A 12,363-nucleotide genomic window follows, 5' to 3' on the forward strand; every position below is an offset into this window, starting at 1 on the left:
GCCTGTTATTGCAGCGTTACGGAATCTGTCCCGAGATGCTGGTTGATAAGGCGCGCGATCAGCGGCTTCAGTAGCGTGCCGTCTTTTTGGAGGATGAAGCCCTGCGCTTCATCTGCCCAATCAAGCTTGAAGCTGGTAGATAACGCCGAAATCCATATCTGACGCACAGGTGTGTTAGGAGTAATAACGAACTTTCCGGGCGGCTCATCGAAGACAACATTGAGCACGCCATTCTGTTCCTCTGCCTCGAAGCCTCCTTCTTCTTCAGCGGCAATTAAGCTTTTCTTGAGAGACTCAATAGCAGCATCCGCATGCCTGCGGAATGTAAGTTCATCCAACATGGCACCAGTGTAGCAAGCGGAGTTACTAATTTGGGACTGCGTCTTAACGTGAGCAAAACTGGCCGGATTTTTATATCGGGTCGAGGCAGTGTGCCGCACAATCGCAGCATCAATACTTAAGACAGGAGGAAATGATGTGGTTTTCCCGGGCCATTGTGTTTCTCGCAGTCTCCTGCTTGTTGCTTGTTCCCGCAGGCGTGGTGCAAGCCGCGGCAGACTCTTCTCAACAACAACTCATCAAGGACGTTGCCTGGAATGAATTGCAGGATCGCGAGCGCAATAGCTTCTGGAGCTATGACATTGAGCAGAAGATCGGGCAGAACAGCTTCGAGAAGCGGCAGGTCGAAACTAGGCAGGGGCCCATCTTCCGCATTCTTGAAAAGAACGGAAAGCTACTCACTGATTCGGAGAGCCGTAGAGAACAGGACCGGCTGGAGCATCTCCTCTCGAGCCCCAGCGCCCTTGCTAAAAACCGCGAAGATCACTTGCAGGATGAAGAGCGTCTGCGGCGGCTTATCCAACTGATGCCAAATGCCTTTCTCTATGAGCAGGATGGACCACCATCTGGCGACCTCGTCACGTTCCGCTTCAAGCCGAATCCCGCTTTTAATCCTCCAACGTATGAGGCGCGTGTTTTCCATGGATTGGCGGGGACGATTGAGATCAATCAACGGCTAAAGCGCTTTGTTGCCATGCACGGAACGGTGATAAATCGCATCGATTTCGGCTACGGTCTGCTCGGCTACGTGGACAAAGGCGGAGAGTTTCGCATTCATCGCGAGCAGGTCAGCGCGACTCACTGGAAAACGGACCTTGTGGACGTGCATGTTTCCGGGCGTGTAATTCTTTTCAAGAGTGTTAGCAAAGACCACCATGAAGCTCGCTCTGGCTTCCGGCCCGTGCCCACCGATATAAGCCTAAGCGACGCTAAGCATATCCTCGATCAGACTGCCGCACAAAATGAGGCGGAGCTGAGCAGCAGTTCGAAATCCTAGAGGAAAATGAGCACGGAAAAATTCGGTAGTGTCTCAGTTTCAAATATCCTAATTTGGGTGGAAAACGGACCTCTGGTTATTGGTCACACCGACGATGCGGCGCGCAGATTGTGTCTAACCTCAGCCCTGTGCAACGTCGGCTTAATCTATTCTGAAGAATCTGGGATGGAGGTTTTTGTACCATGGCGAAGCTTGTGTATGCATTGAACCAGTCCCTGGACGGTTACGTCGACCACATGGAAATCGGGCCACCCGATCCCGCGCTCTCTCGTCACTTCATCGAGCAGGCGCGCGGCCTGACAGGGGCAGTGTACGGTCGCCGCATGTACGAGATCATGCGTTATTGGGACGACGACCAACCGGACTGGGATGCGGAGGACCGCAACTTCGCGGCGGTGTGGCGAAGCCAGCGGAAGTGGGTTGTGTCGCGCTCGTTGAAGTCGGTCGGCCCCCATGCCACACTCATCGGGGATGACTTCGAATCGGTGATACGTGGGTTGAAGGTCCGGCTGGACGGGGAGATTGACGTTGCCGGACCAAACCTGGCAGGAAGCCTGACCAACCTTGGTCTAATTGATGAGTATCGACTCTACATCCATCCCATCGTCATTGGTCGTGGCCAACCGTTCTTTGCCGGCCCCCGGCCGCGGCTTCGCCTTGTGGCCAGCGATCGAATTGGCGAGGACGTGATTAGGCTGACGTACGTTCCCGCTTAATCCGCCACTCGACCGACGGACTGCGCCGACTCGAGAGGTCCGCTTGGGTCGAAACCCGAATTTCAAACTGAGACATTACAAAAAATTCCAATCCGGGTTGAGCCTTTTGACACTCAATTCCACAGCTTGATATACAAAGTTTTCTTCTCCAATTGCCAACAGGCATGCTGCGAACAACCGTGATCAGAAAACCAGCCTTCGCGAAAATTAACGGGCCCCAGGAAACAGCGTGGATCGCAATACTCTGCCTGCCTCTGTTCCTACCGCTCCTTGCCTCAGGCAGACGAGATCAAAGCGCCGCATCCACAGACTGGCCGATGGTCGGCCATGATCCTGGGGGCACCAGGTATTCGCCTCTGACCCAGATCACGCCCGCAAATGTTCGTGATTTGAAAATCGCTTGGGTTTACCACATGAAGCCCACAATGAAAACGGGCGCGAAATCAGGATTCCATCCTTCCGAAGACCAGCCGCTTGTGATCGGTCAGACCATGTATGTGGTCACACCCTACAGCCGCATAGTCGCATTGGATTCGGCTACCGGCCAGGAGAAATGGGTCTTCACGATTCCCGATGGCGACAACGCCTCCCTGCGTGGAGCAGCATACTGGCCCGGCGGAGAAGGCGCAGGCCCAGCAATCATCTTCGGCACGCGCCATGGAAGAATGTACTCCATCAGCGCAGCAACAGGTCAGCTCAACACAGATTTCGGCGTCAACGGAATGGTTGACCTGAAAACGCCCGAAGTGATGAAGACCGGCATGGAAAAGAGCTACATCCTGCCCTCCCCGCCTGTCATCTACAAGAACCTCATCATCACAGGAGCAGGTCCCGGCGAAGGTCCCGGCGGCAAGAACGGAGGCCTGGGCCCGGCGGGCGACACGCGTGCCTGGGACGCGAAGACCGGCAAGCTGGTCTGGACCTTCCACTCTGTGCCGCTTCCCGGAGAGACCGGGCACGACACTTGGGGAGGCGACAGTTGGAAGAATCGCTCCGGCGTAAATGTCTGGGGCTACATGACCGTCGATGAGCAACGCGGCATTCTCTACATGCCCTTCGGCGCTCCGAACAACGATCGCGTCGGCGTCGATCGCCCTGGGGACAATCTCTTCGGCTCTTCGCTTGTGGCCGTCAATGCCGATACGGGCAAGCTGCTGTGGTATTTCCAGATTGTTCATCACGACATCTGGGACGTAGACGCGGAATCGCCTCCAACGCTATTCAACGTGACGCGCGGCAATGAAGTCATTCCCGCTGTCGCCACCGTCAACAAGAACGGATTGATGTTCATCCTCAACCGCATCACCGGCAAGCCGATCTACGGCGTGGTGGAACGGCCCGTTCCCAAAAGCAACGTGCCCGGCGAGCAGACATCGCCCACTCAGCCCTTTCCCGTTCTGCCTGAACCGCTCTCGCAGACCACGCTCAGTCGCACCAATCTCTACAGCGATACGCCCGAGCACAAAACCTGGTGCGAGAAATATGTAGACGACAACAACATGCTGCTGGGCGAAGTGCAATACACTCCCACGGAGCTCAACCGCTATACCGTCCCCATGCCCGGCACGCAGGGAGGCGTCAACTACTACGGCGGCGCATTCGATCCCGAACACGGCCTCTTCATCGTCAACGTCAACAACCTCGCGCAGCCGATGCGGATCATCCGCAATCCGGACGGCAGCTACGTCAACTCCGGCCCGCTCGCCGGTCTTCAGCGCTTCTGGGACCCCACGAACCACTTGCCATGCACGCCGACTCCCTGGGGACAATTGGTGGCAGTCGATGTCAATACCGGAGAGATGGCCTGGCGCTCTACCCTCGGAGTCACCGACAGTCTGCCCGCAGGCAAGCAGAATACCGGCCGGCCCGGCCTCGGCGGGGCCATCGTTACCGCCAGTGGCCTCGTCTTCATCGGAGCCACAGATGACGCCCGCTTCCGCGCCTTCGATGAAAAAACAGGCAAGGAAATATGGACCGTCGGACTTCCCGCCGCAGCCGAGTCCACACCCATCACCTATGCTGACACACGCGGCAACCAATATGTAGCCGTCGTCGCTACCGGGGGCGGTCTGATCGGCGCGCCTCTTCTCAGCGATGAAGTCATCGCCTACTCTCTGAACGGAACAAAGCCCGCCGCCTCAATCCTGAACGGACGCCTGCCCGGAGAAGCAACGCCACCCGCCATCACGCTTCCTGCAGAAACGTATGTAGCCATCCCGCCAGACGCGACTCCGGCAACGCTCTTTCCGCCCGGCCCCGGACGCGATCTCATGCTCCGCGTATGCTCCAACTGCCACTCGCCGAATCTGTCCGCATCCCGCCGCATGGACGCAAAAGAATGGAACGATCTTGTTCAGGTTATGGCCAGCCGCGGAGCCGTCGCCACCGACGAAGAGTTCGACGAAATCTCCGCCTATCTGGCGCGATCATTTCCTCGAACGCCCAATCCAACACCACCCGTTCCCCGATAAATTACTAAACTCTCACTTGCTCTCCGAGCCGTGGAAGAGCGAACTTGCGGATGTGGATTTTTAATCATTGCCAACAGCTTCGATCGCACGTATAAGGTTACTGCTTCGAGGTGCGACGGGCAACTGCCCCTACTACCACCCCTCCCTACTCGGATCGCAACGGTCCCCCAACACGTCATAGCCCTCGATTCTTACGGAAAAGGAAAGGAATATTCATGCAAGGCCAGGTCTTTAAGGACAAAAAAGGCCGAGTCCGTCAATTATTGGCTGACGAAGCTACCGTGTTGGTTTGGAAAAGTGGCTCAGCTCTAACCATTGCCAAGGGTTCTGGGAGTTTTGGGCACGCATCCATCATGTTGAGAACGGACACGCTTCCGGAGATTGCCAGGTTTGAGCTGTCCAAAGAAGAGGCCCGAGTAGAAGAGCTTGGAAATATCAGGGATCGGCTCGATGAAAAGAAGAATGAGATAGAGGAGGAGATCACTAAGACGAAGCGCAAAATCGCCACAGCAGGCGGAGGTGCTTACGAGCAAAGTCTGAAAGATGACGCTGACGCGATGAAGGCTGAACTCGACAAAATGGACAAAGAATGGGATCGACTATGGGACCGAGAGATCGAGCTTAAGAGGCAGATTAAGTTGTGGGAGAATCCGGAGTTCATCCGTTGGCATTATCTAGCGGAAGCGCAAGAGGGCGCCTTCAAGCATGTGCATATCAGTTGGTGGCCACCATCTGAGGGCGTTGGCCACGAAATAAAGGAAATGCGCGGCACGCTACATGGGTCTAGCAATTCCTCGGCATGGGAGGACTTATATTCGGAGATGTCCAAGAAGGTCCAGCTAGGACTGCAAGCCGGTAAACTGAAGGCTCGGGATGGCCAGGTCAACCTCGGAGCAGCGTATGGTTTGAAGAATAAAAAGGATGAGCCTGACAAGCGTTGGGGTCAAGAGCCGGATTGGGTGATCTCAGTGCCCGCGCTCGGATCTTCCAATCGGTACTTTGGGGTGAATGCCGCGCGGATGTGGATGTGGTTCACGAATTATCGCGACCAGTCCGTGGGGGCCGATTACAAAATGATCAGCAAGTCAAAGAGTTGCGCCGGCATTGCCATGCGCGCGTTGAAACAAGGCGGCGGCGATGCCTTCACCAGGCAGCCCGTTTCCCAATTCTATGTTCTCCCCAATGAGGTCGCACAATACGCCATAGACCTTCGAGCCGCTATTGTGGAATTGAACACGCTGGCCGCGCGGTTCGAATTCACCGTCTTACAATCGTGGATCAAACAGCACCGCGGAACTACGCTGCCCAGCGGCGGAGCACAGCCTCACAAGAAACCCGAATTGTGGACGGCCGATTGGTGGCGCAAGAATCGTCAGCCTCATGCCCGCGGATTTTTTAGCATGGGCGACCTGCTGGAGGAGTATCACTCTCTTGACGCAAAAAAAGACTGGGCGGCGAAGTTTCGCGTCGTCGGCAAAATCTTTTCCAATTCCGTTGACGAAATCGAGGACGAAGCCCCGATCATCCGGCCTACTCCACGCATCGAATCGCTTATCATAGTCTGTGCTCAGTGCCTGAACGTGATACGCAATCCGCAATCGTGGGCGCGCACGTAAGGGGCAGCAGAGAACGCTTGTGTTAGACCACGGTCTCCTTGCCGATGATCTTGCAAAGCGCAGGTGTAACCTGGATTTGCATATTCTCAACTGGTGAGAATCGACGATGTACTCATTGACTATCCGGAATATTTTCGGGGGCGCGGGGCCCAAAAAATGTGACGAACGGTGTTAACTGCGGGGTGACCGGACTCACCACGGATCGGATTCCACGTCTAAAGTGGGATAGACTGAGCTAACCATGAGCGCCTCCATGTACATCGTGGTTGAAGGGGAAGACCCGGGTTTCGACATCTTCGTCAACGGACACGCTCTCGCGCGCAACGAGGATTCACTGGAAAAGCTGGCTATGCGGCTTGGCGTAAAGCCGCTCCTCGAATTCTTCTCTGCCGACGAAAACTCCATGGCGCTGCTGCTCGAAGAGGGAGCAGGCGACCCGGAATGGGCCAAAACCCTTCCACCGCCGCAGTGGTTCTCGCCCGACGACGGTCTCGTGACCATCGGAACGCTCCTTGATTTTCTGCGGGACAGCCCCTCCGCCCTCGGCTCGGATACCCTCCCGATCATCGGCGAACTCGAAGAGTATGAGCGCGTTCTGCAAAAGACCGCCCTGCGCGACCTCCGTTGGCAGCTCGCCGTGAGTTGGAAATAGCTGTCAAGCCCCTCGACAGCAATAGTCTGTAACCATTTCATTTCAAAGAGAAGATTCCATCTCGAGATTGAGCTGGAATTATGCTCATTTTCGCTAAAATATAAGTAAGCCAAGAAAATTAAATTGCCATTGGCCCGCGCGTTTCCTTAAGAAGTGTCATTCCGAGCGAAGCGCGCAGCGCGCAGTCGAAGAACCTGCGGTTCGTTGACCCTGAGAATGAAAAATGGGTGTCTCATTCTATTGTGTGGAGTTTGTGCAATAGGATGGGAGAGCAATGGATTAAAACTGGGCACGAAGCCTCGTAACCATCATATGAATGATGAATCTACAGGAACCGGGGGAGGGGTGCTTTCAGGCCGTCAACAGCTTCTTAAGCATCACCAGTTGTCCCAGATGATAGCTGTTGTGGTCGCCGACCAGCAGAATCTCCCGCAGCAGAGACTGCCCATCACCCCAGGGAATCTGGGCGTAGAGGTTTGACCCAGGATCGTCGGCCAGCCGCTCAACTTCGGCCATGTCAGCCTCAATGGCCCGGATGGAAGCCTTCCATGCTTCAGTGGATGGCGGGGCCGCCGCCGCAGGCCAATAGTCTTTGGGCCAATCGAGCGCGGTGTATTTCGGATTAACGCAGAAGTTGAGAATGTCATGCAGCGCGATCCGGTAATGCTCAAGCAGTTGCCATGCGCTGTAAGGCACCCCGTCCGGCTTAGTCCCGTAGTGTGCGGGCGGAAAATCTTTAACCGCTGACTTGAAATCAAGGTGCGCGCTGCCGCCGCGCAGAAATTCTAGAAGCTGATTGCGAAGAATGCGGTCGTCTGTAGGCATGAAGCCCTCCCGCTTCATACGATGCGCGGAAGGGCGATTGGCTGAACTATTTGAGGGCTTAGACCTCGACCGGCTCGCGCCGGTCGGCGAAGACATTGCCCATCCGCCGGATCTGCGCGCCAACGCCGCGCAGTTTTTCTTCGATATGCTCGTACCCGCGGTCCATGTGATACACGCGGTCGAGGATCGATTCGCCATCGGCCACCATCGCGGCCAGCACCAGCGATGCCGAGGCCCGCAGATCGGAGCACATTACCGCCGCCGCCGAGAGCGGCGATTTGCCGCGCACTGTGGCCGAGCGGCCATCAACCTTGATGTTCGCGCCCATACGCACCAGTTCCTGCACATGCATGAAGCGGTTCTCGAAGATGTTTTCGGTCACGACTGAAGTGCCTTCGGCCTGCGTGGCCAGTGCCATGTACTGCGCCTGCATGTCGGTCGGAAAGCCGGGATACTCTTCCGTCGAGACATCAGCTGCCTTGAGATTGCCTTCGCTGCGCACGCGAATCTGGTCCTTGCCGAGAATGTCCACGCGAGCACCGGCGGCTTCGAGCTTGGCAATCACCGCGCCAATGTGCGTCGGGTTGCAGTTGGAGACGCATAGATCGCCGCCTGTGATCGCCCCGGCAATGAGGAACGTTCCTGCCTCAATCCGGTCTGGATTGATGCGGTGACGCGCGCCGTGCAGCTTTTCGACGCCCTGCACGCGAATCTTCGATGAACCTGCGCCCTCGATCTTTGCACCCATCGCGGTCAGCAGTGCGGCAAGGTCAGTAACTTCAGGCTCACGGGCGCAATTCTCCATTACCGTCTCGCCTTCGGCGAGCACGGCAGCCATCAACAGGTCTTCGGTCCCGGTTACGGTGATCTTATCGAAAACCATGTGCGCGCCTTTCAACCGTTCAGCGCGGGCCTCGATGTAACCATGCTCGTAGCTGATGGTCGCGCCCATCGTTTCCAGTCCTTTGATGTGCAGGTCGATGGGACGTCCGCCAATCGCGCATCCGCCGGGCATGGCGACACGGGCAAGCCCGGTACGGGCCACCAGCGGGCCCAGCACCAGAGACGATGCGCGCATCGTCTTCACAATCTCATACTTTGCGACAGGATCGGAAAGCACGCGGCAACTGATCGAAGTGCGATGCTGCGCGCGGCCATAGCCCAGTTCGACCTCAGCGCCCATTGAAACCAGCAGCTTACGTTCAGTCTCAATGTCACGCACCTGCGGAATGTTTTCGAGGATGACCTCATCCTCGGTGAGAATGGCTGCCGCCATGCAGGGAAGCGCAGAGTTCTTCGCGCCGCTGACGCGAATGGTTCCAATAAGGGGATTGCCCCCGCGAATAACGAATTTGTCCATCAATACCTGCCGTAATCGTTAGTGTAAATGTGCAGCCTGTGAGTAGCTAAAGCCGTGGTAGACAGAAAGGTGCCGTCTTAGATGTCTATGATCCAGAAGTGCAAGCATAAAAGCAAAAAGCGCCCGAATGGGCGCTTACATATAGAAAGTTAGCCTACTATAAATCCATTACTGAATCTTCAATCGCCCGGCGCACATTGCCGTCGGATTGCGCCAGCCGCCGTACTGCCTCGGGCTTGTCGACATTTGCTTTCAGCATGACGAGAGCAACAGGCACGCTGCGTCCCGCGGACTTAATGGTGCGGACGGCTGTCTCGCGGTCGATATTGCAGGCCCGCATCAGAATCGAGATGCCGCGCTCGACCAGCTTCGAATTCTGCATGTGGACGTTGACCATCAGGTTTTCATAAACATAGCCGAGGCGCGTCATGGCGCCAGTGGTGATCATGTTGGTGATCATCTTCTGTGCGGTCGCGGCCTTCATGCGTGTCGAGCCGGAAATGACTTCAGGGCCAACGTCGGCAATGATCGCGATATCGGCTGCGTTTTCCAGAGGTGTGTTGTGGTTGCAGGTAATGCAGGCGGTCTTCGCTCCGCGCGCACGGGCATAAGCGACCGCTGAGACAACATATGGCGTGCGTCCGCTGGCCGATAATCCCAGAACCACGTCTTTGCGAGTGGGACGGCGGCGAGCGATGTCCCGCTGGCCCAGTTCTTCTGAATCTTCATTGACTTCAACCGGCGATGCCAGCGCCTTTGGTCCGCCAGCCATAATGTATTGAATCTGTTGTGGCTGGTTCGAGAAGTATGGAGGACACTCGCATGAATCGAGCGCGGCGATGCGTCCACTCGACCCTGCTCCGATATAGATAAGCCTTCCACCATCGCGCAGGCTGCGAGCAACTGCATCGATTACGAGCGCTATTTCCGGCAGCGCCCTTTTGACGGCGGCTGCAACTTTGGCGTCTTCATGATTGATGATGCGGGCGATCTCAAGCGCCGACTTTGTGTCAAAGCCCTGCGATGCATCGTTGGGGCTTTCTGTGATCAGGTCTTGAAGTCTGGTGACTGGTGCGGAATGCCCGTTGCTGGAGCGGTGGGTTTCAGACGGTGGAGCAGGTGTAATGGTTGCCATTTCAGTGGTTAATCTCGACAGTTCGCCATCTCCTATTGTAGCGCTAACGATGGAGAATAGCTCGCGCAATTTTTTGTTGAGTCGAAGTTAAATTCCGCTGACTTGTGCCGTAGTTTTGATCGGAACGCATCACAAACCGTTGAAAATCGCATCGTGAAAAGCCGGGCGAACCCGCTGAATCGCTTTATTGGAGCGGTCGGGCCATGTGCGGTTCGTGAGCAAGACCACGGCCAGATTGCGATCGCGGTCGATCCAGAGAGATGTCCCGGTATACCCAAGATGCCCGATGGAGGAGGCGCTAAAGTTTTTCCCTGAAGAAGATGGCACGGTAGGAGTGTCCCATCCCAGGGCACGCGATGCGCCGGGCGGCGTGCTTTGCCGTGTTGCAAAAAGTTGCACAGTTGTAGGTTGAAACAATTGCTCGCCTCGGGCTGTCCAGCCTTCTGCCAGAATGCACGAGGCAAAGCGCAATACATCCAATGCGTTGGCAAAGAGTCCCGCATGGCCTCCGCAACCGCCGAGCACGAAGGCATTTTCATCGTGCACTTCGCCCTGAAGTACGCGTTTGCGGAAAGTCGTGTCGTTCTCTGTCGGTGGAAGTTGTGGGCGCGACGATGCAGATGGGCAGAAACAAGCGCTGGTGAGCTCGAGTGGGGCAAAGATCTCCCGCTGACAAAATTGCGCGAGATGATCCCCCGCCAGCACTTCAAGCGCTTTACCCAGCAGAATGAAACCTATGTCGGAATACTCGGCCCGCATTCCGGGCGTCGCTTCCAGCGGCATTTGCAGGCAGGCGCGCAGCAATCCACTGGCAGAAGTGTGCTGCTCGAACAATCGCGCATATGCCGGCAAACCAGAGGAGTGGGCCAGCAACATGCGCATCGTCACATGCTCCCTGCCGCTTCCTGCCGCGCTTCCGATTACAAAGCCCGGAAGCATCTCGCCCAGCGGAGCATCAAGATCGAGAATGCCGCGGTCAAACAGCAGCATGGCCATGGCAGTGGTCGCCATGACTTTAGTGATGCTGGCCAGGTCGAAAATTGTTTCCGGCATCACCTCGGCCGAAACGTCGTCGTAAGTAAAATGGCCCACTGCATCGAGTGCAACGATCTGGCCATCGAGCAGGACGCCATAGGCTGCTCCAGGAAAGACGTGGTCGTTGACTGCCTGCTGCAAAACCGTGCGCGCAACGCCAAAGCGGGTTCGCTGATTTGAGTTGGCAAAAGGCAGAGTCATGGCAAATAGCAACTGAGTGCAGTTATAGTAACGAACCTGAGGGCAATGAATGACGAGAATACGATTTATACTTCCAATCTTTCTTCCTCTGATTGTGGCGTCCATAACCCTGCACGCGCAGGAAGACACAGCGCTTACGGCACAACTGCAACCTTTGATCCAGGTCCATCATGGACATGTTGCGCTCTACGCGCATGACATAAGTAGCGGAAAGACTGTGGCCATCAACGCCGACACGCCCGTGCCTACGGCATCGGTCATCAAGCTTACCGTCTTGTTTGAGGCTCTCAAGCAGATTCAAGAGGGCAAAGCCCACTTCGACGATAAGGTGGCGCTGACGAAAGCCAATCAGGTAGAAGGCTCCGGTGTGCTGATGTTCTTTGACGCGCCGCAGACCCTTACGCTGAAAGACGTGCTCACCATGATGATTATTGTCAGCGACAACACAGCAACCAACGTCGCCATCGACTATCTGGGCCTCAAGAACATCGATGACCGCATTCAATGGCTGGGCCTGAAAGACACCTGGCTCTACAAGAAAGTTTCTCTCCCGCCGGTGGGTCCCATGCCCGCCGACCAGAAGCAGTTCGGTCTGGGCAAAACTACGGCCCGCGAGATGGCAGGCGTGATGGAGCGCTTTGCCACATGTAACCTGAACGCGCCCGGCAGCACAGCCAAGCCCACGGCGCAGGACCAGCAGCTATGCGACGCGGCCATGCACATGCTGAAAAACCAGTTTTACCGCAACAGCATTCCACGTTATCTTGAAACGCTTGACACGACCGAGGGCGAATCGAAAATCGCCAATAAGACCGGTGCGCTGAATCAGGTCCGCAACGACGTTGGCGTGGTGTTTGATAAAAACGGTCCGGTCGTCATTTCTGAATTTACCTACGACAATCAGGACGAAAGCTGGACGCCGGACAATCAGGCCGAAGTCCTGATGGCGAAGCTGGCGAAGATCATCATCGACCGCTGGCAGTAGCTTAGTTCCTAACTTTCGGCCCGCAAAACCC

At 56.1% G+C, this 12,363-nt stretch carries 11 protein-coding genes; 6 read left to right on the top strand and 5 right to left on the bottom strand.

Translation table 11 applies throughout. The annotated features are described in order from the left end of the window. Window positions 1-5: 5 nt before the first annotated feature. Window positions 6-341: an iron donor protein CyaY gene (cyaY, locus tag VEV40_RS04835; protein ID WP_324830564.1), complete on the bottom strand. Its 336-nt coding sequence runs from the start codon at window positions 339-341 to the stop codon at window positions 6-8. A gap of 131 nt (window positions 342-472) precedes the next feature. Here cyaY and VEV40_RS04840 point away from each other — a divergent pair, with 131 nt between their 5' ends. From VEV40_RS04840 to VEV40_RS04860, 5 genes are all read left to right on the top strand, one after another. Continuing rightward, window positions 473-1,336: a hypothetical protein gene (locus VEV40_RS04840; RefSeq protein WP_324830566.1), complete on the top strand. Its 864-nt coding sequence runs from the start codon at window positions 473-475 to the stop codon at window positions 1,334-1,336. Window positions 1,337-1,518: 182 nt separating this feature from the next. Further along, complete coding sequence (locus tag VEV40_RS04845; protein WP_324830567.1) at window positions 1,519-2,052, top strand: dihydrofolate reductase family protein; 534 nt, start codon at window positions 1,519-1,521, stop codon at window positions 2,050-2,052. A gap of 425 nt (window positions 2,053-2,477) precedes the next feature. Next, window positions 2,478-4,523, top strand: a complete 2,046-nt coding sequence (locus VEV40_RS04850) for a PQQ-binding-like beta-propeller repeat protein (protein ID WP_324830568.1) — start codon at window positions 2,478-2,480, stop codon at window positions 4,521-4,523. Window positions 4,524-4,876: 353 nt separating this feature from the next. After that, a complete protein-coding gene (locus VEV40_RS04855; protein WP_324830569.1) occupies window positions 4,877-6,139 on the top strand; it encodes a hypothetical protein in 1,263 nt (420 codons plus the stop codon). Window positions 6,140-6,380: 241 nt separating this feature from the next. After that, window positions 6,381-6,791 carry a hypothetical protein gene (locus VEV40_RS04860; RefSeq protein WP_324830570.1) on the top strand — a complete coding sequence of 137 codons (411 nt, stop codon included), beginning with the start codon at window positions 6,381-6,383 and terminating at the stop codon, window positions 6,789-6,791. A gap of 351 nt (window positions 6,792-7,142) precedes the next feature. Here VEV40_RS04860 and VEV40_RS04865 read toward each other — a convergent pair whose 3' ends face one another. The 4 genes from VEV40_RS04865 to VEV40_RS04880 form a co-directional block, all read right to left on the bottom strand. After that, complete coding sequence (locus VEV40_RS04865; protein ID WP_324830571.1) at window positions 7,143-7,616, bottom strand: DinB family protein; 474 nt, start codon at window positions 7,614-7,616, stop codon at window positions 7,143-7,145. A gap of 58 nt (window positions 7,617-7,674) precedes the next feature. After that, window positions 7,675-8,976 (bottom strand): UDP-N-acetylglucosamine 1-carboxyvinyltransferase, encoded by a 1,302-nt coding sequence (gene murA, locus VEV40_RS04870; RefSeq protein WP_324830572.1) that lies wholly within the window; start codon window positions 8,974-8,976, stop codon window positions 7,675-7,677. 157 nt (window positions 8,977-9,133) lie between these two features. Beyond that, entirely contained in the window at window positions 9,134-10,111 is a 978-nt protein-coding gene (gene murQ, locus VEV40_RS04875; RefSeq protein WP_324830573.1) for an N-acetylmuramic acid 6-phosphate etherase, read from the bottom strand. Between the two features lie 129 nt (window positions 10,112-10,240). Further along, entirely contained in the window at window positions 10,241-11,347 is a 1,107-nt protein-coding gene (locus VEV40_RS04880; RefSeq protein WP_324830575.1) for a serine hydrolase domain-containing protein, read from the bottom strand. Window positions 11,348-11,396: 49 nt separating this feature from the next. Between VEV40_RS04880 and VEV40_RS04885 the strand changes: the two genes are divergently transcribed. Continuing rightward, the gene (locus tag VEV40_RS04885; protein ID WP_324830576.1) at window positions 11,397-12,332 is read left to right on the top strand and encodes a serine hydrolase; all 936 of its coding nucleotides are present in this window, start codon (window positions 11,397-11,399) and stop codon (window positions 12,330-12,332) included. Window positions 12,333-12,363: the final 31 nt, after the last annotated feature.

It is taken from the genome of Alloacidobacterium sp., from assembly GCF_035631355.1.
In the GTDB taxonomy this organism is placed as follows: Bacteria; Acidobacteriota; Terriglobia; order Terriglobales; family Acidobacteriaceae; genus Alloacidobacterium.

Coding starts and splice junctions, on each gene's coding strand:
- VEV40_RS04860 (WP_324830570.1), top strand. CDS start 6,381: ATGAGCGCCTCCATGTACATCGTGGTTGAAGGGGAAGACCCGGGTTTC.
- murA (WP_324830572.1), bottom strand. CDS start 8,976: ATGGACAAATTCGTTATTCGCGGGGGCAATCCCCTTATTGGAACCATT.
- VEV40_RS04840 (WP_324830566.1), top strand. CDS start 473: ATGATGTGGTTTTCCCGGGCCATTGTGTTTCTCGCAGTCTCCTGCTTG.
- VEV40_RS04850 (WP_324830568.1), top strand. CDS start 2,478: ATGAAAACGGGCGCGAAATCAGGATTCCATCCTTCCGAAGACCAGCCG.
- VEV40_RS04855 (WP_324830569.1), top strand. CDS start 4,877: ATGTTGAGAACGGACACGCTTCCGGAGATTGCCAGGTTTGAGCTGTCC.
- VEV40_RS04880 (WP_324830575.1), bottom strand. CDS start 11,347: ATGACTCTGCCTTTTGCCAACTCAAATCAGCGAACCCGCTTTGGCGTT.
- cyaY (WP_324830564.1), bottom strand. CDS start 341: ATGTTGGATGAACTTACATTCCGCAGGCATGCGGATGCTGCTATTGAG.
- VEV40_RS04845 (WP_324830567.1), top strand. CDS start 1,519: ATGGCGAAGCTTGTGTATGCATTGAACCAGTCCCTGGACGGTTACGTC.
- murQ (WP_324830573.1), bottom strand. CDS start 10,111: ATGGCAACCATTACACCTGCTCCACCGTCTGAAACCCACCGCTCCAGC.
- VEV40_RS04885 (WP_324830576.1), top strand. CDS start 11,397: ATGACGAGAATACGATTTATACTTCCAATCTTTCTTCCTCTGATTGTG.
- VEV40_RS04865 (WP_324830571.1), bottom strand. CDS start 7,616: ATGCCTACAGACGACCGCATTCTTCGCAATCAGCTTCTAGAATTTCTG.